Source organism: Agrobacterium sp. lyk4-40-TYG-31, assembly GCF_030209855.1.
Lineage (GTDB): Bacteria > Pseudomonadota > Alphaproteobacteria > Rhizobiales > Rhizobiaceae > Agrobacterium > Agrobacterium vaccinii.
Map to the genome: position 1 here is coordinate 19,331 of NZ_JARVRE010000012.1, position 26,272 is coordinate 45,602.

At 58.6% G+C, this 26,272-nt stretch carries 24 protein-coding genes and 3 pseudogenes; 14 read left to right on the plus strand and 13 right to left on the minus strand.

The annotated features are described in order from the left end of the window. Nucleotides 1-27: 27 nt before the first annotated feature. The 5 genes and pseudogenes from QRN55_RS20600 to QRN55_RS20620 form a co-directional block, all read right to left on the minus strand. Nucleotides 28-348: a hypothetical protein gene (locus QRN55_RS20600; protein ID WP_284778112.1), complete on the minus strand. Its 321-nt coding sequence runs from the start codon at nt 346-348 to the stop codon at nt 28-30. Further along, nucleotides 345-1,205, minus strand: coding sequence for a DNA polymerase III subunit epsilon (locus tag QRN55_RS20605; RefSeq protein ID WP_284778113.1), 861 nt, complete (start codon nt 1,203-1,205; stop codon nt 345-347). The genes QRN55_RS20600 and QRN55_RS20605 overlap by 4 nt, the downstream gene beginning before the upstream one ends. Beyond that, nucleotides 1,118-1,909, minus strand: coding sequence for an aquaporin (locus QRN55_RS20610; protein ID WP_284778114.1), 792 nt, complete (start codon nt 1,907-1,909; stop codon nt 1,118-1,120). Before QRN55_RS20610 ends, QRN55_RS20605 begins: the two co-directional genes overlap by 88 nt. After that, complete coding sequence (locus QRN55_RS20615) at nt 1,891-2,223, minus strand: SH3-like domain-containing protein (RefSeq protein ID WP_284778115.1); 333 nt, start codon at nt 2,221-2,223, stop codon at nt 1,891-1,893. Before QRN55_RS20615 ends, QRN55_RS20610 begins: the two co-directional genes overlap by 19 nt. Continuing rightward, nucleotides 2,220-2,444 (minus strand): annotated as a pseudogene (locus QRN55_RS20620) (nitrile hydratase subunit alpha); the annotation flags it as partial. The gene QRN55_RS20615 and the pseudogene QRN55_RS20620, both read right to left, overlap by 4 nt. Here QRN55_RS20620 and QRN55_RS20625 point away from each other — a divergent pair. Continuing rightward, nucleotides 2,434-2,775 (plus strand): annotated as a pseudogene (locus QRN55_RS20625) (citrate/2-methylcitrate synthase); the annotation flags it as partial. The pseudogenes QRN55_RS20620 and QRN55_RS20625 sit on opposite strands and share 11 nt — an antisense overlap. Here QRN55_RS20625 and QRN55_RS20630 read toward each other — a convergent pair. Genes QRN55_RS20630 through QRN55_RS20640 form a run of 3 tightly spaced genes read right to left on the minus strand, consistent with a single transcriptional unit; the run spans nt 2,772 to nt 4,950 of the window. After that, nucleotides 2,772-3,647, minus strand: a complete 876-nt coding sequence (locus tag QRN55_RS20630) for an amidohydrolase family protein (protein ID WP_112501553.1) — start codon at nt 3,645-3,647, stop codon at nt 2,772-2,774. The pseudogene QRN55_RS20625 and the gene QRN55_RS20630 sit on opposite strands and share 4 nt — an antisense overlap. Nucleotides 3,648-3,672: 25 nt before the next feature. Further along, on the minus strand, nt 3,673-4,125 hold the full coding sequence (locus QRN55_RS20635; protein ID WP_284778116.1) for a MarR family winged helix-turn-helix transcriptional regulator: 453 nt from the start codon (nt 4,123-4,125) through the stop codon (nt 3,673-3,675). 30 nt (nt 4,126-4,155) lie between these two features. Beyond that, entirely contained in the window at nt 4,156-4,950 is a 795-nt protein-coding gene (locus QRN55_RS20640; protein WP_284778117.1) for a crotonase/enoyl-CoA hydratase family protein, read from the minus strand. Between the two features lie 143 nt (nt 4,951-5,093). Here QRN55_RS20640 and QRN55_RS20645 point away from each other — a divergent pair, with 143 nt between their 5' ends. The 7 genes from QRN55_RS20645 (at nt 5,094) to QRN55_RS20675 (ending at nt 14,105) form a co-directional block, all read left to right on the plus strand. After that, nucleotides 5,094-6,950 carry a feruloyl-CoA synthase gene (locus QRN55_RS20645; protein WP_284778118.1) on the plus strand — a complete coding sequence of 619 codons (1,857 nt, stop codon included), beginning with the start codon at nt 5,094-5,096 and terminating at the stop codon, nt 6,948-6,950. Then, nucleotides 6,947-7,708, plus strand: a complete 762-nt coding sequence (locus QRN55_RS20650; RefSeq protein WP_284778119.1) for an SDR family NAD(P)-dependent oxidoreductase — start codon at nt 6,947-6,949, stop codon at nt 7,706-7,708. The genes QRN55_RS20645 and QRN55_RS20650 overlap by 4 nt, the downstream gene beginning before the upstream one ends. A gap of 5 nt (nt 7,709-7,713) precedes the next feature. Then, nucleotides 7,714-9,324, plus strand: a complete 1,611-nt coding sequence (locus tag QRN55_RS20655) for an acyl-CoA dehydrogenase family protein (RefSeq protein WP_284778120.1) — start codon at nt 7,714-7,716, stop codon at nt 9,322-9,324. Between the two features lie 13 nt (nt 9,325-9,337). Continuing rightward, nucleotides 9,338-10,480, plus strand: coding sequence for an ABC transporter substrate-binding protein (locus QRN55_RS20660; protein ID WP_284778121.1), 1,143 nt, complete (start codon nt 9,338-9,340; stop codon nt 10,478-10,480). A 96-nt stretch (nt 10,481-10,576) separates the two neighbouring features. Continuing rightward, entirely contained in the window at nt 10,577-11,611 is a 1,035-nt protein-coding gene (locus QRN55_RS20665) for a branched-chain amino acid ABC transporter permease (RefSeq protein WP_284778122.1), read from the plus strand. A 2-nt stretch (nt 11,612-11,613) separates the two neighbouring features. Next, complete coding sequence (locus tag QRN55_RS20670; protein WP_284778123.1) at nt 11,614-13,392, plus strand: branched-chain amino acid ABC transporter ATP-binding protein/permease; 1,779 nt, start codon at nt 11,614-11,616, stop codon at nt 13,390-13,392. Then, a complete protein-coding gene (locus QRN55_RS20675; RefSeq protein ID WP_284778124.1) occupies nt 13,389-14,105 on the plus strand; it encodes an ABC transporter ATP-binding protein in 717 nt (238 codons plus the stop codon). Before QRN55_RS20670 ends, QRN55_RS20675 begins: the two co-directional genes overlap by 4 nt. A gap of 11 nt (nt 14,106-14,116) precedes the next feature. On the opposite strand, the gene QRN55_RS20680 is transcribed toward QRN55_RS20675, so the two are convergent. Then, nucleotides 14,117-15,043 (minus strand): methylenetetrahydrofolate reductase, encoded by a 927-nt coding sequence (locus tag QRN55_RS20680; protein ID WP_284778125.1) that lies wholly within the window; start codon nt 15,041-15,043, stop codon nt 14,117-14,119. Between the two features lie 174 nt (nt 15,044-15,217). Here QRN55_RS20680 and QRN55_RS20685 point away from each other — a divergent pair, with 174 nt between their 5' ends. The 5 genes and pseudogenes from QRN55_RS20685 to QRN55_RS20705 all read left to right on the plus strand — a co-directional run bounded on the left by QRN55_RS20685 (nt 15,218) and on the right by QRN55_RS20705 (nt 21,761). After that, entirely contained in the window at nt 15,218-15,952 is a 735-nt protein-coding gene (locus QRN55_RS20685; RefSeq protein ID WP_284778126.1) for a GntR family transcriptional regulator, read from the plus strand. A 90-nt stretch (nt 15,953-16,042) separates the two neighbouring features. Next, a pseudogene (gene ligM / locus QRN55_RS20690) lies at nt 16,043-17,460 on the plus strand (vanillate/3-O-methylgallate O-demethylase). A gap of 317 nt (nt 17,461-17,777) precedes the next feature. Further along, nucleotides 17,778-19,919, plus strand: a complete 2,142-nt coding sequence (locus QRN55_RS20695) for an EAL domain-containing protein (RefSeq protein WP_284778127.1) — start codon at nt 17,778-17,780, stop codon at nt 19,917-19,919. A 4-nt stretch (nt 19,920-19,923) separates the two neighbouring features. Further along, the gene (locus tag QRN55_RS20700; RefSeq protein ID WP_284778128.1) at nt 19,924-20,865 is read left to right on the plus strand and encodes an amino acid ABC transporter substrate-binding protein; all 942 of its coding nucleotides are present in this window, start codon (nt 19,924-19,926) and stop codon (nt 20,863-20,865) included. Next, nucleotides 20,862-21,761, plus strand: a complete 900-nt coding sequence (locus QRN55_RS20705; RefSeq protein ID WP_284778129.1) for an amino acid ABC transporter substrate-binding protein — start codon at nt 20,862-20,864, stop codon at nt 21,759-21,761. Before QRN55_RS20700 ends, QRN55_RS20705 begins: the two co-directional genes overlap by 4 nt. A 38-nt stretch (nt 21,762-21,799) precedes the next feature. On the opposite strand, the gene pcaF is transcribed toward QRN55_RS20705, so the two are convergent. Genes pcaF through QRN55_RS20720 form a run of 3 tightly spaced genes read right to left on the minus strand, consistent with a single transcriptional unit; the run spans nt 21,800 to nt 24,421 of the window. Further along, entirely contained in the window at nt 21,800-23,005 is a 1,206-nt protein-coding gene (gene pcaF, locus QRN55_RS20710) for a 3-oxoadipyl-CoA thiolase (protein ID WP_284778130.1), read from the minus strand. A 10-nt stretch (nt 23,006-23,015) separates the two neighbouring features. Continuing rightward, on the minus strand, nt 23,016-23,717 hold the full coding sequence (locus QRN55_RS20715; RefSeq protein ID WP_111841431.1) for a CoA transferase subunit B: 702 nt from the start codon (nt 23,715-23,717) through the stop codon (nt 23,016-23,018). Then, nucleotides 23,714-24,421, minus strand: a complete 708-nt coding sequence (locus tag QRN55_RS20720; protein ID WP_284778131.1) for a 3-oxoacid CoA-transferase subunit A — start codon at nt 24,419-24,421, stop codon at nt 23,714-23,716. The genes QRN55_RS20715 and QRN55_RS20720 overlap by 4 nt, the downstream gene beginning before the upstream one ends. A gap of 152 nt (nt 24,422-24,573) precedes the next feature. On the opposite strand from QRN55_RS20720, the gene QRN55_RS20725 reads away from it, so the two are divergent. Continuing rightward, the gene (locus QRN55_RS20725; protein ID WP_233125004.1) at nt 24,574-25,311 is read left to right on the plus strand and encodes an IclR family transcriptional regulator domain-containing protein; all 738 of its coding nucleotides are present in this window, start codon (nt 24,574-24,576) and stop codon (nt 25,309-25,311) included. Here the strand turns inward: QRN55_RS20725 and QRN55_RS20730 are convergent. Next, nucleotides 25,308-26,189: a helix-turn-helix domain-containing protein gene (locus QRN55_RS20730; RefSeq protein ID WP_284778132.1), complete on the minus strand. Its 882-nt coding sequence runs from the start codon at nt 26,187-26,189 to the stop codon at nt 25,308-25,310. The genes QRN55_RS20725 and QRN55_RS20730 overlap by 4 nt on opposite strands. Nucleotides 26,190-26,272: the final 83 nt, after the last annotated feature.

The following is a 26,272-nucleotide window of genomic DNA, read 5'->3' on the forward strand; positions in this document are numbered from 1 at the left end:
AGGATGTTTAAAGGTCGCCATAACATCTCATTCCATTTCCAACTTTGCAAACCACGCTGCGTATGGAGTGTTTCTAGCCAGATATCGGTTGAAATCCGGTGCCCCGTCATCCCACCAGACGGGGCCGCGTTCACCAAGCCCAACCTTGGCCGCATCCACTTTCTCTCGAGCTTCGACCATCGCTGGTGAGCCTGCCGATGCGTCGCGAACTGCCCGGCGTGCCGCCATCAAATCCTTGACCAGTGCCGCACGGGTGAGTTCATCGAGTGCAGGATTACTGCGCCGCCACAGCCGTCCTTTTACGACGAAGTAACGACCATCGGGCGTGTCCAGATACGTCTTGCTCATTCGAATCCAAGCATCCCTTGTACCGGTTTCTCATCCTGAGACGGCTTGTCCTCAATCCGCCGAGCCAGTTCTGTCTTTGCGCTGAAGCGCACGTCCACATCCCGATCTGCGATGAACGCGTTCAGCGCCTCGATGCTGATGCGACCCCAGGGTTTTCCCCGATCTGGTCCGGCAGGTATGCGCGGTAGAAGTCCCGGTTCGTTGCTCCACGTCAGGCAGTCGTCAAGCGAGGTTTGGTTCAACATGTCTCGGAGGTGATGAGCCGTAACGTAGGCGTCGGGCATCGCCCTATGCGCTGGGAGGCCGATTTCATGCACCAGTCCGGTGGGCATTCGTTGATAACGCAGCATCTGGTTGGAAAACCGCGGAAGCTCCGGCCAGACACGCAGCACACACTTCCAGGTACAGATCCAGGGCGTTCCGCCTGTAAACCGAGGCGTACAGTACCGTTGTTCGAAAGCGGCTCGATGAGCTGCCAAGGCGTCGATTCGGCCGGGTGGACGAAGAACCGTTGATGCGATTTCCTTCCAGAAGGGAGCATCCGCGACTTGGACATCCAGGATATGATGAATTGCCATCGTGTCGGGTGAAATTGGGCGGCCAGGGTTGACGAAGAGCGCCCCGCGTTCATCGGTAACCTTCCACTTTCCAGTTGGGTCGATGACGACATCCTGCCAGCCGATCTCGCAAACGTCGTTCGGGCCATTGCCTCCTGTTTCGAGATCGATGACGCGTACCCTAGCTTCGACCAATTCGGTGCTACCTTCCTTCAAACTCCAGCATTGGTAAGCGCGATCGGCGTAGGATGGTTCCTTAATATGAGGCCTACGATCCGCGGAGCTTGCATGCACCGACACTGGCGAGCGCCCTCGTCAGGGTAGATAAACGAAACCGCTTGTATTGCGAGGCGGCCTGCCGCGAGTTGCACAACTACAAACGTAATAACTGCGAAAACCGACTGCTCGGCAGGTGATGCAAGCAGTGCGATCGCGACGGCCGGGTTGGCGATAGATCCCGTGGGCGTCGAGACGATGGCAGCGAGAAGCCAAAGTCCAACCGCGAAAGGTCCAATGAGCTTGCTAGCACTCCGCGTACAGCAGAACACAATGGTCATCAGAGCGAACGAGGCGACTGCTTCACTCGCCAGATAAGGCAAAGTGGGAGCGTCGAACCTAGGCCAGTCGATAGGTATTTCGAAGATCAGGTCTGTGAGAATAGCTCCTGTGAGCGCGCCCCCGACCTGAGCTATCACATACCAGACTGTGCAGTCCGTTCCACGAATGCCTTGCGACCACTGCATAATTGTAATCGTCGGATTGAAATGCCCACCGGAAACGGTTCCAAATGCCAGGATCAGCCCTATAAGGCTGGCCGAGACGGCCATACCCGAAGACAAGGCAGAAGAGCTTTCATGGAGGGTGGATCCCACTACCGCCAACATCAGTAGGGCGGTGCCGAGGAACTCTGCAATCGCTCGACGGGCAAGCGAAGCGCCTTTGTCGCTCTCGACGAAGCAGCGAGGCACATTCGTCCCGACCAGCCTCAGATGTGTTCCCTCCATCTCGCCTCCACTTCGGCCATCCTCACTGCGAGTTTTTCTGGAGTGAGTAATTTTTTCTGAAATGCGATGTTCGCAAAAGCCGCGATCCAACGCTCGTAGTAGGTGAGCCTACCCACCATTTCTGCGCCTAAGGATTCAACGCCGCGGCGTTTCTCTTCTGTGTTTATGATCTTGTGGAAGTCCAACACGTCCGCCAACGCATGGCAGCGTTTCTCCCAAGGTAGAAGCTCGTGGTCGACCTGTTCGATCTTGGGAGCTTCGAGGCCACCGATATCGTTTGGGAGGCGCGTTAAAAGCTGTTCGCTACCTGTCATGTCACTGGTTCCTGGAGTTGGGGCTTGATCTGAATGACTCCGATCATCGCGTCCCGAGTGACGAGGTCGGCGAGCTTCTCCTCGTCGAGGTCGTCTGCGCCCGTAGGGCGCATCGGAAGAACTAGGTAACGCTGGATGGCGGTCGAGTCGCTGACGCGAATTTCGACGTCATCAGGGATGATTGTGCCAAACTCTTCGAGAACTTTACGGGGCTCGTATATCTATCGCGTTCGCGATCCGCGTGCCAATGTGTTGAAGAAGGCGGTTGCCGCCCTGCGTGACAGCGGCGGACGCATCGGTTTTGCCGAGGCCGTCGAGGAGGAGGCACTGGCGCTGCTGGCGGAAAAGAAGCCGCTGCGGCCGCTGCAAACCAATGTCGAATTCTACACCGCGCTGGTTCTGGAAGCGGTCGGTTTCCCGCGCGAAAGCTTCACCAATGTGTTTGCAGCAGGCCGCATGGCGGGGTGGACCGCGCATGTGCTAGAGCAGGATGAGGTCGGCAAACTGATCCGCCCCCAATCCCGTTATGTCGGCCCTATGCCGGACGCTTAAAGCTTGAACAGCTTGCGCGCGTTTTCCTTGAGGATCAGCGGGCGCACCTCGTCACGGATTTCGATCTTTTCGAAATCGGCCAACCAGCGATCCGGCGTGATCGCTGGCCAGTCGGAGCCGAACAGCATCTTATGTTTCAGCAACGTGTTGGCGTACTGCACCAGAATAGGCGGGAAGTATTTCGGAGACCAGCCGGACATGTCTATGTAGACATTCGGCTTGTGGGTCGCCACGGCCAGCGCCTCTTCCTGCCATGGAAAAGAGGGATGCGCCATGATGATCGGCATGTCGGGAAAGTCCACCGCCACATCATCGAGATGAATGGGGTTCGAATATTTCAGCCGCATGCTCATGCCACCACGAAGACCAGCGCCGACACCCGTTTGCCCCGTATGGAACAGGGCTATCGCTCCTTCCTCTTGAATGGCTTCGTAAAGCGGGTAGGCCATGCGGTCATTGGGGTAAAAACCCTGCATCGTCGGGTGAAATTTGAAGCCCTTCACGCCGAATTCCCGCACCAGCCGCCGTGCCTCCCGCGCCCCGGTCTTGCCCTTGGCAGGGTCGATGGAGGCGAAGGGGATCATGATGTCGCTGTTTTCGGCAGCTATCTTGGCAACCTCTTCATTGTCGTAGCGTCGGAAGCCGGTTTCGCGTTCGGCATCCACGGGAAAGATCACGCAGCCGATCTTACGTTCCCGATAATAGGTCGCGGTTTCCTGAACCGTTGGTAACATGCCCTGCGCGCCAGCCGGATTTCTGAAATAGCGCGCCATGCCTGCCTGAAACTCATGATATCCGTCGTCGCGCTGGCAACCGCATGGCTCTTCGGCGTGCGTGTGCACGTCGATGGCGACAAGCTCATCGATGTTCATGATTTTCCTCCCGTGAAAAACTCTTTCAGATACCGATAAATTTCCGCAGAAGTACCAGCAGTTGCTGCCGTTCCGTGTCGCTTAAGGCAGCACCGACGCCCTCCTCATAGGCAAAGAACCACTCGGATGCGGTCTCCGCTTCCCTTTCGCCCTTTTCCGTCAGCGTCAGTTCCACGGCGCGGCGGTCCTCGTCCGGTACCCGGCGCGACAGCAGCCCCTGGTCTTCCAGCGCACGAATGAGCTTGGTCATATGGGCGCGCTTGATCATCAGGCTCTGACCCAGAATACTTTGCCGTATTCCCGGATTGTTTCTGATAACCCAGAGAACCGAAAACTCCCCCGGTTTCAGCCCGCGCTCGCCGACCTCGGAGAAGAACTGCTCATAGACCCGCAACTGGGCCAACCGTAGCATGAAGCCCGGCGCTGCGTTCAACCGCTCCAGATTGACGTTTTCAGGGGTGCGAACCAGCGTGTCCATCTCTCATCCTTGGGGTCTGCGCCGCGAGAACTAGGCCGCGCCGGGTGCTTTTACCTTGGCGACCCGCTTTTCCAGAAATGCCCGCAGCCGTTCCTCTGCTTCCGGGCTTGTTGCCGTAAACGAAGAAATGAAGGATTCGACGAAAAGGCCATCTTCCTTTGCCATATCCTGAATGCGCGGCAAGGCGTTTATGACGGCGTAATTGGAAATTTCTGCATTGCTCGCCGCTTTTTGGGCAAGCTCAACGGCCTTTTCGACCGCCGTGCCTGCGTCAACCACGTATTGCGCGAGGTTCCAGCGCTCCGCTTCGTCCGCTGCCGCCACGCGGCCCGTCAGCATCATGTCGGTCATACGGGCAACGCCGGTCAGGCGCGCCACACGCACCGAGCCGCCGCCGCCAACGAAAATGCCGCGCTGCCCTTCCGGCAGGGCAAAGAAGGCAGTCTTGTCCGCGACCCGCACATGGGTCGATGCAGCAAGCTCCAGACCACCGCCTATGACGGCGCCGTGCAGCGCTGAAAACCAGGGGATCGTGCCATGCTCGATACCGGCAAACACCGCATGCCAGCGGCGGGAGCCACGGACGCCTTCTATCGGTGTCTTCTTCACATGTTCGGCCAGATCGAGACCGGCGCAGAAATGATCGCCGTGCCCGAACAGAACGGCGGCTTTAGCCTCGTTCTGTGCGCGCTCCACAGCGCGTGCGATCGTCTCTACGAATGCATCGCTGATGGCGTTGCGCTTTGCGGGTCGGTTCAGGCCAACCAGCGCTATGTTGTCGCGCAGCTCATAGGTCACGAAATCCGGTTGCTGATGATCGCTCATCGGTAGAAGCCTCCCGCACGCTACAAATCCAGATAGTTGTGATTTGATTGTTTACAGATAGATTGTTTCCTTGTAAACAAAATTCAGGGGAAGATGACAAAGCTCAACTCCCCACATCACGCGACTGACGTCTGGGAGGAGTCATGAACGAGAGCGCAATTCGACGCGTAAAATTCTGGACGCCAGAGATCAGCTGGCGCAAGGATGGCGACGGCTCGATTAAGGTCTGGCGGGACGATCCGCTTGACCTGTACCCGGACAAGATGAATGAGAAGCTGCTTCATTGGGCAGCCGTCGCGCCTGATCGGGTGTGGATGGCAGAGCGCGATGGCGATGGCTGGCGCCGGGTGACCTATCACGATGCGGTCGATAGCGTCAGGCGCATCGGCCAATCGCTTCTGGACATCGGCTTGAGCGTCGAACGTCCACTAGTCATTCTGGCCGAAAACTCCGTGACACATGGTCTTCTGGCGCTGGGTGCCCAGCATGTTGGTATTCCCTCAGCGGCGGTGTCGCCCAGCTACGCGGCCTTCGCCGGTCAGTTCGAGAAGCTGCGGGAGATTGCAGAACAGGTCACGCCCGGCCTTGTTTTCGTGGAAGATGGCAATCGGTTCATGGATGCGGTCGACTATGCTTTCGGGCAGGATATGCCCGTCGTGGTGCTGCGTAACCCGCCATCAGGCCGCGCCAATACATATGTCTTCGCAGATTTTCTGGAGACCGTCGCAACTGCTTCGGTGGACGAAGCCTTTGCGGCGACCGGTCCCGATACGATCGCGAAGTTTTTGTTCACCTCCGGTACCACTGGCTCCCCGAAAGCGGTCATCCAGACGCAACGCATGTTGTGTTCCAATCAGGAAATGATTGCTGATTGTTACGCCTTCCTGCGCGATGAGCCGCCTGTCATCGTCAACTGGAGTCCGTGGAACCACACGGCGGGCGGCAACAAGCTGTTCAACAACGCCATCTATAATGGCGGCACCTATTACGTGGATCACGGCAAACCATCTCCCCAGATGATCGGTAAAACCATTGCCAATCTCCGTGAGATCTCGCCCACTTGGTACTTCAACGTACCGGCGGGTTACGAAATGCTGGTGCAGGCCATGCGCAACGACGTCGCCTTGCGCGAAAGCTTTTTCATAAACATGAAGCTGATGATGTATGCCGGAGCCGGAATGGCCCAACATACCTGGGATGCACTCAATGTTCTTGCCGAGCAGACCATAGGCACCCGCGTCCCACTCGGCACGGGCCTCGGTGCCACGGAAACTGGTCCGTTCTCGCTTTATTGCACGGATCCGCAGGAGCAGCCGGGCAATATCGGCATTCCCGCGCAGGGCATGGAAATGAAGCTTGTGCCCTTCGACGAGAAATACGAGCTGCGTCTGAAGGGCCCCAACATCACCCCCGGTTACTGGCGCAGCCCGGAGCTGACGGCTAAAGCGTTCGATGAGGAAGGCTTCTACCAGATTGGTGACGCCGTGCGTTTCGCCCAGCAGGATGATCCCTCACATGGCTTTTACTTCGATGGCCGCACCGCAGAGAACTTCAAGCTCCAGACCGGCACGTGGGTCTCGGTGGGCAAGCTGCGCGCGACACTGGTGGACGATTTCGGCGGCTTGATCCGCGATGCCGTCATCACAGGGGAAAATCGCGAAGAACTCGGTGCTCTGGTCATCGCGTCGATGCCGCCGTTGCGGGAGCTGGTCGGCGCCGCCAATACAGACATGACGGATGACGATGTTCTGGCGCATCCGTTGGTTCGCGATTCACTGGCCGCTGCCTTGCAGCGCCACCAGAGGCGCGCCACAGGCTCGGCAACACGGGTTGCGCGGCTGCTCGTCATCCGGGAAGCACCACGTCTCGACAAGGGGGAGATCACCGACAAGGGCTCTCTCAACCAGCGCGCCATGCTGTCGCTGCGCAAGGATCTTGTGGAGCAGCTTTACCTCGCTTCGCCTGACGTGATCACGGTTGGAAAGGACATGGCAGCATGAAGATCGAAGGCTCAAGCGCCGTCGTCACAGGCGGTGGTTCCGGTCTGGGAGAGGCGGTGGCCCGTCTTCTCGCTTCCAGAGGCGCGATCGTCCATGTGTTTGATCGCAACGCGGATGCCGCCGCCAAGGTGGCAGGCGAGATTGGCGGCGTGGCGGTTGCCGGTGATGTGACGAGCGAGACCGACGCGGAAAATCTTTTCGCGCAGGCCGCGCAGGCTGGTGATGGCCTGCGTATTCTGGTGAATTGCGCCGGTATCGGTCCCGCCGCCCGCATTCTGGGCCGCGAGGGGCCGATGCCGCTTGCAGCCTTTCAAAGTGTCATCAACGTGAACCTGATCGGCACCTTTAACATGATGCGGCTGGCATCCGCCCATATGGCAAAGGCGCCGGAGCGTGACGACAAGGCGCGGGGCGTCATCGTCAACACGGCCTCTGTTGCCGCTTTCGAAGGGCAAATCGGGCAGGTTGCCTATGCGGCGTCGAAAGGTGGCATCGTCTCCTTGGCGCTGCCTGCCGCACGCGAGCTTTCCCGTTTCGGTATTCGCGTCAACACCATCGCGCCTGGATTGTTTCTGACCCCTCTGCTGCACGGTCTGCCGCAGGAAACGCAGGACAGCCTCGCCGCAGCCATTCCCTATCCGGCCCGGCTGGGGGACCCGGCGGAATTTGCCGATACGGTGCGCTATCTCATCGAAAACCGCTATGTGAACGGCGAGGTCATCCGGCTGGACGGCGCCATTCGTATGCAGCCGAGGTAGGCGAGATGGCGGGCTTCGAACAGCAGGTGGAAAGAACGATGACGCTGCTGGGCAAGACGCCCGGCTGGCAGGACATTCGTGCGGTTTCCGCTGAGCTTGACGATAGCACCGTCTCCGCCATTCTCTTTGAAGCGGCTAGCTTTGCCCAGACCGTTCTCGCGCCGCTGAACAGTCTCGGCGACCGGGAAGGGTGCAGGCTGATCGATGGACGAGTGAAAACGCCATCGGGCTTTGCGGACGCCTATCGTCGTTTTTGCGAAGCAGGCTGGTTGGGCATGGACCTACCGGAAGCTTTCGGCGGGCAAGGCCTTCCGCAAACGTTGCAAGCGGCATGCGCTTCGCTATTCGAGCGTGCCTGCGTATCGCTAATGATGCTGGTTGGCTCGTCGCGCGCCGCCGCCTTTCTCTTGGCGCAGGTCGCGGACGAAGAAACGGCAGCAGAATGGATCGGACACCTGATTGCCGGAGACTGGTCCGCTACCATCTGCATTTCAGAACCCGATGCGGGCTCTGATGTCGGGCGTATCCGTACGCGCGCCGTTCTCACGGATGAAGGCTGGCAGGTTACCGGCACCAAATGCTGGATATCCTTCGGTGATCACGACATCACATCTCGCATCGGTCACTGCCTTCTGGCCCGAACCGGCGACCAGCCGGGAACGAAGGGGCTCAGCCTGTTTCTGGTGCCCGATCATCTGAACGATCTGCGCAACGGCATCACCGTGGAGCGGATCGAAGAGAAGATGGGCCTGCACGGCTCACCCACCTGCGTGCTACGGTTCGATGGTTCGAATGCCGTTCTTCTGGGTCAGGAAGGCCATGGCCTGCAACAGCTTTTCACCATGATCGAGCGCATGCGGCTTTCCACCGGTTGTCAGGGGTTGGGCATCGCATCAGCCGCATCGGATATCGCCCACGCCTATGCGCTGGAGCGGCGGCAGGGCGGCGCGGCGAATGAAAAGCCTGTCGCCATCGCTACCCATCCCGATGTGAAGCGACAGCTTGTCGTTCTCGGTCATCAGACGGAAATCCTGCGCGCTGCCGTTCTGGAACAGGCTGCCGCGATGGATTTGGCCAGGCTCTCCGACACCGCGCAGACGCGTGCCTTCTTCGCGGATTTCGCTGCCTGGTTTTTGCCACTCGTGAAGAATTTCGGTGCGGAGATTGGTTTCGATACCGCCAGCCGCGCCATTCAGGTTCTGGGCGGTGCTGGCTATACGCGTGAGTGGCCGCTGGAGCAGTATCTGCGCGACAGCCGTATCATGTCGATCTACGAGGGAACGACAGGCATGCAGGCGCTCGATTTTCTTACCCGCAGGCTGTGGCGTGATGAAGGACGCGGTCTTGCCGCCTTCGAAACACTGGTGCGGCGAGATATCCAGCAGGCCGCTGCGACATCTGCCACACAAGCGGCAGAAAAAGCGCTCGAAAAATTTCTGGCGATGAGCGCGAAGATGACTGCGCTCTCGGCAGAGCCCGAGACCGCTTTTTATCATGCGGACCGCTATATGCGCACGGCATGGGAGGCGGTCGACGCCTGGCTTTCCCTGCGCTTGCCGGAAGATGGCGATCAACGCCCAGCCTACGCATCAAAACCATTCATATCAGCATGTTAACGGGAGGAACGACATGAGACATTCTTTGACCAGACTTGCCGCCCTGGCGAGCGTTGCGTTTACGCTTTCAACGCTTCCGGCCTTTGCCGATATAACCATTGGCGTCACCATACCCACCACCGGCCCGGGTGCGGCACTCGGTATTCCATTGAAGAATTCCGTCGAGCTTTGGCCGACCGAAATCGGCGGCGAGAAAGTCCGCGTCATTCTGCTCGACGATGCCGGTGATCCGTCTCTTGCCACCACCAATGCCCGCCGCTTCGCCAATGACGACAAGGCTGATGTGATCATCGGCTCGGCGCTGGTGCCGGGTGCCATCGCTGTCGCAGGAGTGGCCGCCGAAGCAGGTGTACCGCATCTTGCACCATCACCTCTGCCGCCGCCAGTGGCCAAGAACTGGAGCTTCGTGCTGCCGCAAAGTGCAGAACTCGTGTCGCGCCACCTCTTTGCGAAGATGAAGGCGGATGGCGTCAAGACGCTCGGCTATATCGGTTTCTCAGACTCCTACGGCAATCAATGGGTCGATCAGTTCAAGAAGCTAGGTGGCGAATATGGACTGAAGATGGTGGCGGATGAACGCTACGCGCGTCCCGACACTTCCGTAGCAGGTCAGGTTCTAAAGGTCGTGGCTGCAAGGCCGGATGCGGTTCTGATCGGCGCTTCGGGCACCGGTGCAGCGCTTCCGCAACTGGGTCTGCGTGAGCGTGGCTTCACCGGCCCCATCTACCAGACCATCGGTGCCGTCACCTTCGATTTCCTGCGCATCGCAGGCAAAAGCGCTGAAAACACCGTTTTCGCTTCCGGCCCCGTCATGGTGGCTGAGGAGCAGCCGGATACATCGGAAACCAAGGCGGAAGGCCTTGCCTATGTGAAGGCCTATGAGGGCAAATACGGTGCGGGTACGCGCACCCAGTTTGGCTCCCACATGCAGGACGCCATGATCATCCTGAAGAAGGCCGTGCCTGTCGCGCTTGCTAAGGCAAAGCCCGGCACCAAGGAGTTCCGGGATGCGTTGCGCGACGCGATCGAAACGAGTGGTCCGTTTCCGGCCACGCACGGCGTCTTTCAGTTCTCGGCAACCGATCACTACGGCCTCGATGATCGGGGTGTGGTGTTGCTGACAGTCAAGGACGGCAAGTTCAACCTGCTGAAATAGTGCTTCCGAATATCAGAGTGCTGCGACCCAACCAGGGATCGTAGCGCTCTGGAAGCCGCAGGCAGACCGTCAATATCAATGGAATGGGGAAATGCCGTGGACGCCACGATTGCAACCTTTCTGATTCAGGATGGCATCACCAATGGCGCAATTTATGCGCTGTTGGGGCTGGCGCTGGTTCTGGTCTTTGCGGTGACGCGCATCATCTTCATTCCGCAGGGTGAGTTCGTGGCCTATGGCGCACTGTCTCTCGCACTTCTCGATAACGGCCAGATACCTGGCACCGCCCCCATGCTGATCGCCTTTGGCGTTGCCGCCATGGTGCTTGATCTTTGGGATCTGCGCCACGCCATGCGTCTGACATCTCTCGTGCAGGCGCTGCTCATCAATATCGCCCTGCCGGTCGCCATCTATGGCCTCGTTGCGCTGGTGGCGCCGCTTCAGCTGCCCGCGATACTAAGGGCTGCTCTCGCAGTCATCATCATCGCGCCCATGGGCTATTATATCTATCGTATCGTCTACCGTCCGCTTGTCGATGCATCGGTGCTGCTGCTGCTGATCGCGTCGCTTGGCGTGCATCTGTTTATGATGGGCCTCGGGCTGATCTTCTTCGGCCCTGAAGGGTTGCGCGCCAAGCCGCTGGCAGAGGGCAGTTTTCTGCTGGGGTCGCTGGTTATAACCACGCAGAGCCTGTGGATTTACGGCATCACGATCCTGATCATCGTCGGGCTCTATTTGTTCTTCGAAAAAACACTGCTGGGAAAGGCCCTACGCGCAACCGCCGTCAACCGGCTGGGCGCAAGGCTCGTGGGCGTCAGGACACAGTTGACCGGGGTCACGGCGCTGGTGCTGGCCGCTATTATCGGCGCGGTCTCCGGCGTGCTGATCGCGCCCGTCACCACCATTTATTACGACACCGGCTTCCTCATCGGCCTCAAGGGCTTCGTGGCGGCCATTCTCGGCGGGCTCGGTAATTTCCCGCTGACGGCCATCGCCGCGCTCGGCGTTGGGCTGGTCGAGGCCTTCTCCTCGTTTTTTGCCAGCGCCTACAAGGAAGTCATCGTGTTCGGTCTGATCATACCCGTGCTGGTCTGGCTGTCCTTCGGTGCCGGACACCATGAGGAGGATTGATGATGAACCGTCGCGCTCTAACGGCACTTCCGCTCATTGGCCTGCTCGTTCTCGCCGTGTTTCCGCTGCTTCCGGTGCCGCCGTTTTGGCTGACACTGATGAACAATATCGGCCTTGCATCGCTTGTCGCCATCGGTCTGGTTCTCCTCACTGGCGTCGGCGGATTGACGTCCTTCGGACAAGCGGCATTCTGCGGCTTTGGGGCCTATACCACGGCTGTGCTGACCACGGCCTATGGCATTTCCCCTTGGCTGACATTGCCGCTATCGCTGTTGATGGGTGCGGCTATGGCGCTCCTGCTAGGCTTCATCACAGTGCGCCTTTCCGGCCATTTTCTGCCGCTCGGCACAATCGCCTGGGGGCTGGCGCTCTATTATCTCTTCGGCAAAATGGAAGTGCTGGGAAGCTATGACGGCATCACGGCCATTCCGCCTCTTTCCGTCGGCGGTTATGCTTTTCTCAGCAGTCAGTCGATCTATTACGTCATCTGGACCTTCGTCATTCTCGTCTCCATCGGGGCTGTCAATCTGCTGGATTCCCGTGTCGGTCGTGGCATCCGAGCGTTGCGTGGGGGCGCGCAGGCGGCGGAAGCCTTTGGGGTCAATATCGTGCGCGCTAAGCTGACGGTGTTCGTCTTTGCGGGCGTACTGGCCGCTCTCTCCGGCTGGCTCTACGCGCACATGCAGCGCTCGGTTAACCCCACACCATTCGGCCTTAATATGGGTATCGAATATCTGCTGATGGCCGTTGTCGGCGGTGCCGGACATGTATGGGGCGCAATCTTCGGCTCGGCCCTGATCCTTGTGTTGAAAGAGGTCTTGCAACGGATTCTCCCTGGGCTCGTCGGCACTGCGACCAACGTGGAAATGGTGGTCTTCGGCCTGCTGCTGGTTGCCATCCTGCAGGTCGCCCGCGAGGGGCTCTGGCCGCTCGTGTCCAAATGGGCGACGTCTTCGCGCAAACGGGAGCGGCGTCTGCCGCAGGCCGATACCGAGCTTGATCGCCGCCCCATGCCAGAGCGTGGAGCGCCGCTTCTGAGCGTTGAGAAGGCGCGCAAGCAGTTCGGTGGCCTGGTCGCCGTCAATGATGTCAGCTTCCGCATCAATGCGGGCGAAATCGTCGGCCTGATCGGTCCCAACGGCGCGGGTAAAAGCACGACTTTCAACCTTATCACCGGCATTTTGGGTCTGACGTCGGGCACTGTCACTTATCGCGGACAGTCCATCTCTGGCCTTAACCCGCGCAAGATCGCTCGCTTCGGCATAGCCCGCACCTTCCAGCATGCCAAGGTGCTGCCAGATATGTCGGTGTTGGAAAATGTCGCGCTCGGCGCGCATCTGCGCGGATCGGCAGGCGTGCTGCGCAGCTTCCTGCGGGCAGAACGGGCGCAAGAGGCGACATTGCTGGCTGAGGCCGCACGGCAAGTCGAGCGCGTTGGCCTTGCCAGCCTCATGCACCGCCCGGCGGGCGATCTGGCACTCGGTCAGATCCGCATTCTCGAAATCGCCCGTGCGCTTGCGGCAGATCCAGCGCTTCTCTTGCTGGATGAACCCGCGGCAGGGCTTCGCCATGCCGAAAAGCAGGAGCTGGCCGCACTGCTGAAAAAATTGCGCGAAGAGGGCGTCAGCGTGTTGCTTGTCGAGCACGACATGGGCTTCGTCATGGGGCTTGTCGATCAATTGGTCGTTCTGGATTTCGGCACGCTGATCGCCGATGGCAAGCCGCAGGAGGTGCGCAATCATCCAGCTGTCATCGCAGCCTATCTGGGAGGGACAGCATGAGCGGACATCTGCTGGAAATCAAAGATCTGCGCGTCTCCTATGGTCATGCGGAAGTGGTGCAGGGCGTGTCGCTGGCCATGCAGGCGGGCAGCATCGTCACGGTCATCGGCGCCAATGGCGCAGGAAAGACGACACTTCTCAACGCGGCCATGGGCATCATTCCAAGTACAGGCACGGTGCTTTACGATGGTAAGCCAGTGCCTCCCTCTGTCGAAGCACGGGTCGCGGCTGGCTTTTGCCTCGTGCCGGAACGTCGCGAACTGTTTTCCACCATGTCGGTCGAAGACAATATCGAGCTTGGCGGCTTCTTGCGGTCACGTCAGGAGCGGGCTGAAACCAGTGCACAACTCTACGACCGATTCCCTCGGCTTGCCGAGCGCCGCAAGCAACTGGCTGGAACGCTATCCGGCGGTGAGCGTCAGATGCTGGCCTTGGCGCGCGCACTGATGAGCAGGCCACGCTTGCTGCTGCTGGATGAGCCAAGCCTTGGCCTTGCGCCGCGCATTGTCGCGGACATCTTGAAGATCGTTTCGGAACTGCGCGACAGCGGTGTGTCCGTTCTGCTGGTAGAGCAGAATGCACGCGCCGCTCTAGACATTGCCGATTTCGGTTACCTGATGGAGCTGGGTGAGGTGAAGCTCTCCGGCCCGGCCTCGGAACTTGCGCACAATCCGGCACTGATGGAGAGCTATCTGGGCACCGCGCCAGCCTGACGGATGCGTGGTCAGCCCGTACGTTTTTGGGTCTGGTTGCCGAGGTTGCGGGTCATCCAGTCCGCCCCGGTGGCGATCCCACCGAGCGGAAAGAGATGCAGTTGCTCGATCAGCGTGCCAGGGTTTTGCATCTTGTAGTGCGACAGTGCTGAAACGAATTCCGTCGGCTCGTACGGCGTCAGCAGGCGGCTGATGTCCATCGCGCGTTTTTGCAAAACTTTGAGAGATGGCCCAACACCGCAGGAGATCGCAAATTTGATCAGCGTCTGCAACTTGGCCGGACCGGCAATGCCGACATGGATCGGCAGGGTTATCCCGGCACGTTGAATGCGCTCCGCCCAATCGGTCACGATTTTCGCGTCGAATCCGAATTGCGTGACGATGGCCATCTTGGCATCGGTCCGCTCGGAGAACGCGTTTTTCCAGGCCAGCGCGGCATCCACCTCTGTCGTCGTGCCGTCCTTGTCGATATCCCGGCTGCCCTCTGGGTGACCTGCCACATGCAGACGCTTGAAGCCGTGCCGGTCGAACAGGCCGCTTTCGATAAGGTCGATCGAACTGCTCATATTACCGGCAGGCCTGGCCTCGCCACCGCCCAGAAGCAGCGCTTCCGTCACTCCCGCTTCGTCGCGGTAACGCCTGATCCAGTTTTCCAGCGTGGCAAGATCGGGAATGCTGCGCGCGGGAAAATGCGGCATCGCCGTGAAGCCATCGGCCTGTACGCGTCGTGCCGTCTTCACCATGTCATCAATGGCTGTTCCTGCGATGTGGGCGATGTAGACGCGCGTGCCCACAGGAAGCAGCGCTTTGAAGTCATCGATCTTGGCCGCCGTTCGAGGCATGACCTCGATGGACCATGCGTTAAAGGGACAATCCGTGCCAGACCGCGTTTGATCCGGCAGGTCACTCGCCTTCTTCCCAAAACTCAGCAAGGCCATCGATGCTCCTCCAAGAATGTTGAAAATGTATACATGAACGCGATATCTCACAAGTGAAGTTTCAGTTTGGCGAGCAGCCGGAATTTGACGTTGCCATGAATACATTTCGACATGCATATTCCCGGTCCTGCTGATATTCTTTTTGCAGCAATTCCGGGTGTAGGCGGTTACAACATGAAAACGAGCGATACTGCAACGCATGGGCGGCGGGCTGTCATCGAACTGCGTGAGAAAATCTTCAGCGGTGAGCTTCACGGGGGTATGCGGTTGTTCGAAGTGTCCCTTGCGGAAAAGCTCGACATCTCCCGCACCCCGATCCGAGACGCCCTGTCGCGGCTCTGTGAGGAGGGCCTGCTGGACCGCCTGCCGAATGGTGGCTTCGTGGTGCGCCGCTTTGTCTATGCCGACGTTATCGACTCCATAGAGTTGCGTGGCGTGATGGAAGGCACCGCCGTGCGGTTGGCTGCGGAGCGGGGCGTGGAGGCTGCGGCGCTCGACCACATCAAAGCTACGCTCGTAAAGCTTGATGCCTGCTTCGGAGAGGAGCAGGAGGACGTTGATTTCGATGCCTACGCCGAACTCAACGCCCTGTTTCACCAGCAGCTTGCAGGCCTTGCAGCGAGCGATGTCATCCGTCGCGAGGTTGAGCGGGCAAGCTCGCTCCCCTTTGCCTCACCCTCGGCTTTCGTGCCAAACCGCTCGAGGATTTCCGCATTCTGGCGCTCCCTGCGGTTTGCGCAGTCGCAGCATCATGAACTCGTCCGCGCCATTGCGGCACGAGAAGGGGCGCGCGCCGAAGCGATCGCGCGTGAGCATGCCCGCACCGCCCGTTCCAATCTCGACTACATCTTCGATGAAGAGCCGGACCTTCTCGCAAAAATTCCAGGCCTTGCCATCATCCATCGCTAATACGTTGCTGGTGCCAAATCGGCGCTTGCATCCAGCCGCTTCATCGTCCTTAATGTATACATCTCGTTGATGTCTTGAGGAGGACAGGATATGCCCAACACCAGCCTGAATGATATCTTGAACGACAATCCCGATATCGTCGGACGTTTGAGAAATTCCCAAAGCGGGATATATGTATACCCCGTCGTCACCCCTGAATTCAGCAACTGGCGAACGGAGCAGGCGGCGTGGCGTCACTCTGCGGTGTTGTTCGATCAGTCGCATCACATGGATGAACTGACGGTCGAAGGGCCGGATGCCGAGAAATTTCTGAGCCACCACGGTATCAACTCTTTCTCGAATTTCGATCTCAATCGCGCCAAGCATTTCGTGCCGGTCACACCGAACGGGCACGTCATCGGCGATCACATCATCTTTCGTGAACGGCAGGACAAGTTCATCTCGTCGGGCGCGCACCGACATCCAACTGGCTGATGTTTTGTGCTGCCTATGGAAAATGGAATGTCCGCCTCAAGCACGATCCGCGCTCGACATCGCGCCCGGAAGGCGAACGGGTGCTGCGCACGCATTATCGCTACCAGATACAGGGGCCCGATGCGCCGAAGATTTTCGAGAAGCTGAACCGTGGTCCCGTGCCGGATATCAAGTTCTTCCATGTTGACTGGATCAATGTCGGCTCCAAAAAGGTCAAGGCTCTGCGTCATGGCATGTCGGGCGCGCCGGGTCTGGAAATCTGGGGTCCCTATGAGGACAAGAGTTACGTTCTGGCCTGCATACTTGATGCGGCAAAGGAAGCTGAGGTCGACCTCGTCCGCTGCGGTAGCCGCGCCTATTCCACCAACACGCTGGAATCCGGCTGGATTCCCTCGCCACTGCCGGGAATCTATACGGGCGACGGCATGTTGCAGGCCTATCGCGAGTGGCTGGGCGTCGATTCCTATGAGGCGAATGGCGCCATCGGCGGCAGCTTCGTGTCGGACAATATCGAGGATTATTATCTCACCCCGTTCGAACTCGGTTATGACTTCTATATCGGCTGGAAGAAGGACGATTTCATCGGCAAGGCCGCGCTGGAAAAACAAAGGGGGCAGCCACACCGCAAGAAGGTGACGTTCGAATGGAATGCGGAGGACGTGATCGACGTCATCGCTTCCGCTTTCCGTCCCGGCGAGGACAATTACAAGTGGATCGATTTTCCCGTCGCCAATTATGCCTCCACCAGCGCAGACCTTGTTCTGGATGAGTCTGGTAAGCATGTGGGCATGTCGATGTTCAACGGCTATTCCTATAACGAGCGCTGCATGCTGTCTCTCGGCGTCGTCAATGCCGATGTCGAGGTGGGTGATATCCTGACTCTGGTCTGGGGCGAGCCGGATGGCGGGTCTGGAAAGACTTCGATCGAAACGCCTCACAAACAGGCCAAGATCCGCGTTCGCGTTTCACCGACACCTTATGCACGTGAGGCGCGTGAGAATTACGCGGACAGCTGGCGCTCCAAACGTAGCTGAGCAGACCGATGTTTGCCCAACCCGCCTGGCTTATGCCTGGCGGGTTTTTTGTGTTCAGGCCGTCCATCGCTTTCAATCTTGTGGAGCCATAAAAACAACAGGGTGATTTTTAGGTTTTGTTTGCCATGTCTCGGAATGGTTGTGATCAACATCAATTTATCTGGCGCTATTAAAGCATGAGTTAAGGCATCTTCCCCTAAGGTCGGAAGCTTCGGGGAAAAGGTCTCAAGGCCAGAATGGTCGATTACGTGAATAAAGCTGAACGGGAGGTTGGCGATACGCAGACAGGCCAGACGCGGCTTGTATGGTATCATTCCATGTTCTGGAAAATAAACGTCTTTCTCGTATCCAGCGTCGTGCTGGCCTACGTCATGGGCGCGGCCATCGGCTGGGTCATGGTCGAGCGGGATTCGCTGGAACAGTGGCGGCGTCAGGCAGAGTTGAATGCGCAGGTGACCAGCTCCGTCATCCGCAGCATCTACACCTTCGTCGCGATCGAGAGCAGCGATGACGGCCAGATTACCAAGATCATCAGCGAACGTCCCTTGGGCGACGATGCGTCGATCCTCGATACGGGCTTCAATCCCGCCGATGTGCTGGGCCTTGCCGCCGCGCAGACGAAGAACAACATCTGGCTTTTTCAGAAAACGCCGGGAGAAAAGCCCTTCGCCAGTTCCGCCGAAGCGTTTGGTTCAGACGATGGCATTGGCCTCACGCTGCCGGATTACGGCAATGCCAGCAAGTTTTTCGTCGGCTTTGCAGATATCGGCGATATCAAACACTTCGTTGCCTATGTTCCGATTGTCGATCTGAAGGGTGAGCTTCAGGGTGCTCTGGTCACCACCATAGGCGAAGCCGATGCCTTGCAGGAAAGCCAGAACCGGCTTTTGCGGAACTCTTTCCTGCTGCTGGTGACCATCTTGGTTTTGACCGGCGCTGCCGTGACGTTGATCATGCGCAAGGTTTTCAAGCCTGTGCCTGACCTCGTCAGCGCCCTCAGCCGTATTGCCCGCGACGATACGCGTTCCGTCACCCCGTTTCAGGATCGCCACGATGAGATCGGTCGTCTGGCTACCGCCATCGAAACCCTGCGCGAGGCCGTCGTCGAGCGCGAGCATCTGCGCCAGGTGCGCGATGTGGCGAAACACATGGAGCATCTTGCCCACCACGATTCGTTGACGGGCCTGCCCAACCGCACATTCTTCGGCAAAAAGCTCGAAGAAATGATCGCAGGGTTAGGCGAGGGCGGTGCTCGCTTCAACATCATGCTGTTGGACCTGGATCGCTTCAAATCCATCAATGATGGCCTTGGCCACGCCAGCGGCGATGCGCTGTTGACGTCTTTTGCCGAGCGCTTGCAGCTCCTCATGCGACCGGGTGATATCGCCGCGCGGTTCGGTGGAGATGAATTCGCCATTTTGCAGGTCGTGCGCAAGAATGCTCTGGGTGAAGCCAGCAAGCTTTCGTCCAACATCATCCGCTCACTGGCCCGTCCATTCATTCTGTTGGGTAAAGAGGTTACCGTCGGCACCAGTATCGGCATCTGTACCGAGACTTCGGCTGGTACGGAGATTTCGGAGCTTTTGAAGAAGGCAGATATTGCGCTTTACGCTGCCAAATCCGAAGGGCGTGGCACCTTCCGTTTCTTTAAACAGGGCATGGAAATGTCTGGTGACCGGGGGCATGTGCTTCAGCACGATCTTGACGCCGCGCTCCGCAACAATGAATTCGAGCTTCATTATCAGCCGATTTTCTCTGTCCACGGTTCCGAACCTGTCGGTTTCGAGGCGCTGCTGCGGTGGAAGCATCCAAGGCTTGGCTGGGTATCGCCAGCGGACTTCATTCCGGTTGCGGAAAAGACGGGGCAGATCGTTGCCATCGGCGATTGGGTGATGAAAACCGCCTGCGCAGGGGCCGCGACCCTGCCGGAAGACACCTTCATCGCCGTCAACGTTTCACCTCTGCAATTGCTTCAGGGAAATTTCGCCGACAAGGTCAAGTCCGCCCTGTTCAATCATGGTCTGCCAGCCCGACGGCTGGAGATCGAATTGACGGAAAGCGCCCAGATATGCTCGCTCGAATGTCGGGAAATGCTGGAAGAGCTGCGCGCTCTGGGCATCAGCATCGCGCTTGATGATTTCGGCACCGGTTACTCCGGCATCAGCTACCTGCTGACGTTGCCGATCACCAAGATCAAGATCGACCGCAGCTTCATCATGCATGTTCAGGACCGCGCCGATAGCCGCGCCGTGGTCACCAGCCTGCTGCAAATGGCCAAGAGCTTGCAACTGGAAACGACAGCCGAGGGCATCGAGAACGAATACCAGATGGAGTTCGTGCGCCTGGCTGGCTGCACGCTCAGTCAGGGTTACCACCTCGGGCGCCCGGCGCGCATCGAAGACATTCAACGCAATCATTACAATGTGTACCCCCGGAAGGTGTCATCGCTAGGAGCGTGAAGAAATGCGATATTCCCAGTGCAATTATGTGAATAAGACATTTTCAAAGGCTCTGCGCCGCAGTGTTATGTATGTTGCCATCACGGCTCCGCTCGCGTGTCATGGAGTAGCGCAGGCGCAGGATGCCGGTACGCTCGACACGATTGCGCGCACCAAGACCATATCGATCGGCTACCGCGAGGATGAGGTTCCCTTCGCCTACAAAGCGACCGATGGCACGGCGACAGGCTACACGGTGGAACTGTGCAACGACATCGCCGAACATGTCCGCCAGGTACTCAAGCTCGATACGATCAATATAAATTACGTCATCGCCACGCCTGCTTCGCGGTTTCTCCTCGTCAAGTCAGGCAAGATCGATCTGGAATGCAGCGCCACGACCAACAACGCAGAGCGGCGTGAGCAGGTCTCTTTCTCCTATCCGCACTTCATTACCGCGACACGCTTCGTGGCGAAGAAATCCAGCGATGTGAAACACATCAAGGATCTCGCCGGAAGGACCGTTGCTTCCACTACCGGTACGGTCAATATAGAGCAGTTGCAGACCATGAACCGCGCCAATAATCTTAATATCTCCGTGATGTTGGCGCGCCAGAACTCCGATGGTTTTTCCTTCGTGGAAAACAACAAGGCGACAGCCTTCGTTATGGATGGCGTCCTGCTGGCCGCCCACGTCGCGTTTTCCAAGTCACCTGAAGATTATATGGTGTCGACCGAAACCTTCGGTCCGCCTGAGCCCTATGGCATTTTGATGCGCAAGGGCGATGAGCCTTTCCGCAAAGTCGTGAACGACGCGCTGCGTCAGGTTTTCGTCAGCGGAGATATCAACCGTATCTATGACAAATGGTTCATGTCACCGCTGCCGCCGGATGGCCGGAATTTCAATCTGCCGATGTCGCCGGAATTACAGGCCGCGTTTCGCGATCCGCAGGAGTACCTGCAATGAGACGCGCGATTAAAGCCCTTTTTGCGCTACCTGCCGCACTGCTTTTGACAGTATCCAGCGTCGCAGCTCATGATTTCACGCAGCCCACGCTTGAGCGCATCAAAGAGACGGGCAAAATCCGTGTCGGATACGGTGTGACGGCACCTTTTTCGTTTACGACACCGGACGGCAAAGTCATCGGTTACTCCATAGATATCTGTCGTCGCCTTGCGGACAGGCTCAAGGAACGGCTCCAGATGCCTGCAATCGAGGTGGTACTGGTGCCGCGAACGCCCAGCAACCGGGTGCAGTTGCTCAACAATGGCGACATGGATATCGAGTGCAATGCCAGCACGAACACGGCAGAGCGCCGGAAAAGCGTCAGGTTCGCCATCAGCCATTTCTACGGGGCAACGCGCTATGTGTCGCTCGCGAAAAACAGTCTCCACACTGTCTCTGACCTGAAGGGACGTTCCGTCAGCGTCGCGCTGGGCACCGTGAATGTCAACGACATCAATGAGGCCAACCGTACGAAGAAACTCAATGTTTCCGTCGTGCCCGTCGATACGTTGCAGGCCGCGTTCGATATGGTGACCGATGGGCGCGTCTCGGCCTTCGCCATGGATGAGGTGTTGCTCGGCACCATGATTGCGCGGTCAAAAGACCCAGCTGAATACAGCATTTCCACCGAAAAGCTGACCGATCCGCAACCGTTCGGCTTCATGATGCGGCTGGACGACAGGGCGTTTGCCACTGCCGTCAACGAGGAGTTGGCGCAGATCTACAAAAGCCCCGAAATGCCAGCGCTCTACAGCCGCTGGTTCGAGAGCCCCATTCCCGAGATTGGTATCACCGTCAATCTGCCGATGAGCGATCTCTTGCGGCAAGCCTTGGCCAACCCCGTGCCGGTCGAATAACCGGCAGTGGCAGGGCCCTTGTGCGGGCCCTGTTTCTTTCAGACCCGTTCCAGCCCAATCGCGATGCCTTGGCCAACACCTATGCACATCGTTGCAAGCGCCTTGCTCTTGGAGGTCATTGAAAGCTCCAAAGCCGCCGTTCCTGCAATGCGTGCGCCGCTCATACCCAACGGATGACCCAGCGCAATCGCGCCGCCATTGATGTTGGCACGCGGATCGTCATCGGCGATGCCAAGCTGGCGCAACGTTGCCAATCCCTGCGATGCAAAGGCTTCGTTGAGCTCGATCACATCGAGCATCTCCTGCGTCCAGCCCAGTCGAGCCAACAGTTTCTGCGATGCCGGTGCCGGGCCAATCCCCATCACGCGCGGTGGAACGCCAGCTGTTGCCCCGCCGCAAATGCGGGCGAGCGGCGTCAGTCCGTATTTCTTCACCGCTTCTTCTGATGCGATGATGAGGGCAGCGGCACCATCGTTGACGCCAGAAGCGTTTCCAGCCGTGACGGTGGCACCTTCCATGCGGTTAACAGGCTTCAACTTGGCCAAGGCCTCAAGGCTCGTTTCGCGCGGATGCTCGTCTCGGGCAACCAAGACAGGATCGCCCTTGCGCTGGGGAATGGTGACAGGTGTGATTTCCTTGCCAAGTCTGCCACTGGACTGCGCCTGTGCCGCCTTTTGCTGGCTGCGGACTGCAAATGCGTCCTGCGCTTCGCGCTCAACCTTGTAGTCGATTGCAACATTGTCGCCGGTTTCAGGCATGGAATCAACGCCATAGAGTGATTTCATCACCGGGTTGACGAAGCGCCAGCCAATAGTCGTATCGTAGATTTCGGCATTGCGGGAAAAGGCTGTCTCGGCCTTTGGCATAACGAAGGGCGCACGGCTCATGCTTTCCACGCCGCCAGCAATCATCAACTCAGCTTCGCCGGATTTGATGGCGCGCGCCGCTGTGATGACCGCATCCATGCCCGAACCGCACAGGCGGTTCATCGTCGTGCCCGTCACGGAAACGGGAAGCCCTGCCAGCAGCAGGGACATGCGGGCTACGTTGCGGTTGTCTTCACCGGCCTGGTTGGCGCAGCCGAAAATCACGTCCTCGACGGCTTCCCAATCCACCTTCGGGTTGCGTTCCATAAGCGCTTTCAGTGGCACTGCGCCAAGGTCATCGGCGCGGACGGAGGAAAGTGCCCCGCCGAAACGGCCAATGGGGGTACGGATATAATCGCAGATAAAAACGTCGGTCATGTCTGGTGCCTCACAGTTCGGGAGCAACAAGATCGGCAACGGGGCCGTCTGTGTGCAATTTTGCGCCGGTCATGGCCTGCAAATCGTCGAAACTCATACCATCAAGCTTTTCGCGCAGAACGAAGTGGCCATCTTTCACGTCCACCACGGCGTGGCTGGTATAGATGCGGGTAATGCAGCCAACTCCGGTCAGTGGGAAGGCGCATTTTTCAACGAGCTTGGGTTCGCCCTTCTTGGTCACATGCTCGGTGATGACGAAAACCTGCTTTGCACCATGCACGAGATCCATCGCGCCACCAACGGCAGGCACGCCCTTGGAACCAACGCGCCAGTTAGCGAGGTCACCATTCTGCGCAACTTGGTAGGCGCCGAGAATGGCCACATCCAGATGCCCCCCGCGCACCATGGCAAAGCTGTCCGCATGGTGAAAGAACGCTGCGCCCGGCTTAAGCGTTACCGCTTTCTTGCCAGCATTGATCAGGTCCCAGTCCTCCTCACCTTCGGCAGGCGCTTCGCCGAAATTCAGAATGCCGTTCTCGGTATGGAAAATTGCCTCGCGGCCCGGTGGCTGGTAGCGCGCGACCATTTCGGGAAAGCCGATGCCGAGATTGACATAGGCGCCATCGACGATGTCCTGCGCGGCCCGCCACGCGATCTGTGCGTTGGAAAGCTTGATGTCTTCGAAGGTGTTCAGAGCGTGAGCTTCGGTCATGCGTATGCCACTCCTGCGCGGATCAGGATTTCTTCCTGTTGTGGATTGTCGATCTGGACGACGCCGTCGACGAATATGCCGGGCGTTACCACCTGTTCCGGGTCGATCTGACCGGCAGGCACAAGGCTGGAAACTTGTGCAATCGTCCGCGTCGCTGCCATGCACATCATTGGATTAAAGTTGCGACCGGCCTTGCTGTAGGTCAGGTTGCCATGGGTATCGCCCAGATGCGCTTTGACGATAGCGAAATCCGCCTTCAGCCAGCGCTCCTGCACATAGGGGCGTCCATCGAATTCCGCGATTGGCTTGCCATCGGCAAGCTCGGTGCCATAGGCGGTCGGCGTATAGAAAGCCGGAATGCCCGCGCCGCCTGCGCGGATACGCTCTGCCAGCGTTCCCTGCGGCACGAGTTCAAGCTCGATTTCGCCAGCCAGATATCGGTCGGTGAATGCGCGCGGGTCCGACGAACGGGGAAATGAGCAGATCATCTTGCGCACCAGGCCCGCGTCGATCATCGCTGCGATGCCGATACGACCGTTCCCGGCATTGTTGTTGATAACGGTGAGGTTCTTCGAGCCTTTGTCGATCAAGGCATGGATCAGTTCGATCGGCGCACCGGAGCCGCCAAATCCGCCAATCATAACCGTCGCACCGTCCCCGATACCGGAAACCGCTTCGGCTGCGCTGTTGATCGTCTTGTCCATGCAGATACCTCCTCGACGGCAATGACATCGTTCAAACCGTGGTGTGAGGTAAAACCGAACCACGCTCGACTGCAACTGATTTGTGCGTTATATGATTTTTGTTCGTATATCGCACAGATGAGGTTTGCAGCTTGGCGAATGAAAGGGACCTGATGGGCGGGCTTGCCAAGGGGCTAAGGGTCATTGAGGCTTTCAGCGCCGAGCATCCGCGTCTGTCGATATCGCAAGCGGCCGAGATCGCCGGTCTCGACCGCGCCACGACGCGCCGATGCCTGTTGACGCTGGCCGAGTTGGGCTATGCCGCCTATGACGGCAAATATTTCACGGTAACGCCCAAGGTGCTGCGTCTTGGCACCGGTTGTCTCGCCGCCATGCCGCTGCCGCGCATCGTGCAGCCGGTGCTGGACACGTTGTCCGAAAAGATCGGTCAGAGCACATCGGTTTCCATTCTGGATGACACGGAAATCGTCTACGTCGCGCGGGCGGCGCAGCGTCGCGTCATGTCCATATCGCTGATGCCGGGCTCCCGCCTGCCTGCCTATTGCACCTCCATGGGACGTGTCCTTCTGGCGGCGCTGGATATTTCGGCCAGGCAATCCGCCCTTGAGATGTCCGACCGAAGGCCCAGAACGCCGCTCACTATGGTCGATATCACGTCATTGATGGCGGAACTGGCCGCGACCAGCGAGCGTGGTTACGCGCTGATCGATCAGGAAGTGGAGATGGGCCTGCGCTCCATCGCTGTGCCGCTGGTCAATATGCGTGGGCAGACGGTCGCGGCGTTGAATGTCGGGCTGCCCGCCTCGGCAGCGTCCATGGACGATCTCGTGGCGCGCTACCTGTCACCGCTTCTCGCCGTTCAATTAGAGCTTCGCAGAATGCTTGTCTAAACGGTGTCTTGGGATGACGCGGTAGCCAGCCTTTGCTGTTCCGCCACTCGCCACGTCCTTGGCGTCGTGCCGGTTTCTCGCGTAAAAAATCGGGAGAAGTAAGCGGGATCGCTAAAGCCCAGTCCGCTCGCGACCATCTGCACCGTCGATGATGTAAACAGGAGCTCCTGTTTGGCGATCTCCAATTGCCGTTGTGCGATCAGCCGCTGAAGGCTGGTGCCGCATTGCTGGCGTACCAGACGGTTCAAGTGGGTCTGCGATATCCCAAGCTGATCCGCGTAGAATTCTGCAGTTCTGTTGTCGCGAAGATGCCGGGCGATGAGCCCTAGCAAAAGGTCAAATCGACCGCTGCTTTTGTCGGGCACGGTCTGTTGCACGATGCGTGATAGTTGGACGATCAGCGTCGTGATCTGCCCCTCCATCATCGCGTCCCGACCGGAATGGCTGCTAGAATACTCATTCCAGATCGCCGTGAAGCATTCCATGATGTTCTGCCGGGCCGGTTCTTCCTCGAGAGAGAGCAACATAGGGCGTTTCAGATGCTGCCGTGCCACGGCCTGCGCTGCCGGGGACAAGGCTGCGGGGATCAGTGTCAGGATCATCCCGGCAATGTCCCGGGAGAAGCGAAACCCATGTTCGAAACCCGGCGGCGCAATCACCACGGCGGGTGGCCTGATCGCCATAACTTCACTTTCCAGGGTCGTGTCGCCTTCACCGCCGGTGAAGAAGAGGATTTGCAGAAAACTCTCGTGCCGGTGCAGGTTTATTTCAAACCGGTGAAGACTGCTGCGCGAAAAAAGAGTTTCGCAGTGGAAGCGGAACGGTGTCTGCGCTGGCGCACCTTCGCCATAGAGCTGGTCTTTTGCCGGTACTGTCATAGAGATCATCCGCAGTCGTGATGGTCGGATAGTGCAATATCTCTCTCGAAAAGTCCATTGAACGCAAACCTGCGAAGCGTCAG

Bases quoted from the DNA above. Each gene is read 5' to 3' on its own strand.
- QRN55_RS20630 (WP_112501553.1), bottom strand. From the start codon at position 3,647: ATGAACATCGATGAGCTTGTCGCCATCGACGTGCACACGCACGCCGAA.
- QRN55_RS20720 (WP_284778131.1), bottom strand. From the start codon at position 24,421: ATGGACAAGACGATCAACAGCGCAGCCGAAGCGGTTTCCGGTATCGGG.
- QRN55_RS20705 (WP_284778129.1), top strand. From the start codon at position 20,862: ATGAGACGCGCGATTAAAGCCCTTTTTGCGCTACCTGCCGCACTGCTT.
- QRN55_RS20725 (WP_233125004.1), top strand. From the start codon at position 24,574: ATGGGCGGGCTTGCCAAGGGGCTAAGGGTCATTGAGGCTTTCAGCGCC.
- QRN55_RS20615 (WP_284778115.1), bottom strand. From the start codon at position 2,223: ATGACAGGTAGCGAACAGCTTTTAACGCGCCTCCCAAACGATATCGGT.
- QRN55_RS20675 (WP_284778124.1), top strand. From the start codon at position 13,389: ATGAGCGGACATCTGCTGGAAATCAAAGATCTGCGCGTCTCCTATGGT.
- QRN55_RS20635 (WP_284778116.1), bottom strand. From the start codon at position 4,125: ATGGACACGCTGGTTCGCACCCCTGAAAACGTCAATCTGGAGCGGTTG.
- QRN55_RS20695 (WP_284778127.1), top strand. From the start codon at position 17,778: ATGTTCTGGAAAATAAACGTCTTTCTCGTATCCAGCGTCGTGCTGGCC.
- QRN55_RS20700 (WP_284778128.1), top strand. From the start codon at position 19,924: ATGCGATATTCCCAGTGCAATTATGTGAATAAGACATTTTCAAAGGCT.
- QRN55_RS20730 (WP_284778132.1), bottom strand. From the start codon at position 26,189: ATGACAGTACCGGCAAAAGACCAGCTCTATGGCGAAGGTGCGCCAGCG.
- QRN55_RS20660 (WP_284778121.1), top strand. From the start codon at position 9,338: ATGAGACATTCTTTGACCAGACTTGCCGCCCTGGCGAGCGTTGCGTTT.
- pcaF (WP_284778130.1), bottom strand. From the start codon at position 23,005: ATGACCGACGTTTTTATCTGCGATTATATCCGTACCCCCATTGGCCGT.
- QRN55_RS20645 (WP_284778118.1), top strand. From the start codon at position 5,094: ATGAACGAGAGCGCAATTCGACGCGTAAAATTCTGGACGCCAGAGATC.
- QRN55_RS20640 (WP_284778117.1), bottom strand. From the start codon at position 4,950: ATGAGCGATCATCAGCAACCGGATTTCGTGACCTATGAGCTGCGCGAC.
- QRN55_RS20610 (WP_284778114.1), bottom strand. From the start codon at position 1,909: ATGGAGGGAACACATCTGAGGCTGGTCGGGACGAATGTGCCTCGCTGC.
- QRN55_RS20680 (WP_284778125.1), bottom strand. From the start codon at position 15,043: ATGGCCTTGCTGAGTTTTGGGAAGAAGGCGAGTGACCTGCCGGATCAA.
- QRN55_RS20670 (WP_284778123.1), top strand. From the start codon at position 11,614: ATGAACCGTCGCGCTCTAACGGCACTTCCGCTCATTGGCCTGCTCGTT.
- QRN55_RS20685 (WP_284778126.1), top strand. From the start codon at position 15,218: ATGAAAACGAGCGATACTGCAACGCATGGGCGGCGGGCTGTCATCGAA.
- QRN55_RS20655 (WP_284778120.1), top strand. From the start codon at position 7,714: ATGGCGGGCTTCGAACAGCAGGTGGAAAGAACGATGACGCTGCTGGGC.
- QRN55_RS20600 (WP_284778112.1), bottom strand. From the start codon at position 348: ATGAGCAAGACGTATCTGGACACGCCCGATGGTCGTTACTTCGTCGTA.
- QRN55_RS20715 (WP_111841431.1), bottom strand. From the start codon at position 23,717: ATGACCGAAGCTCACGCTCTGAACACCTTCGAAGACATCAAGCTTTCC.
- QRN55_RS20650 (WP_284778119.1), top strand. From the start codon at position 6,947: ATGAAGATCGAAGGCTCAAGCGCCGTCGTCACAGGCGGTGGTTCCGGT.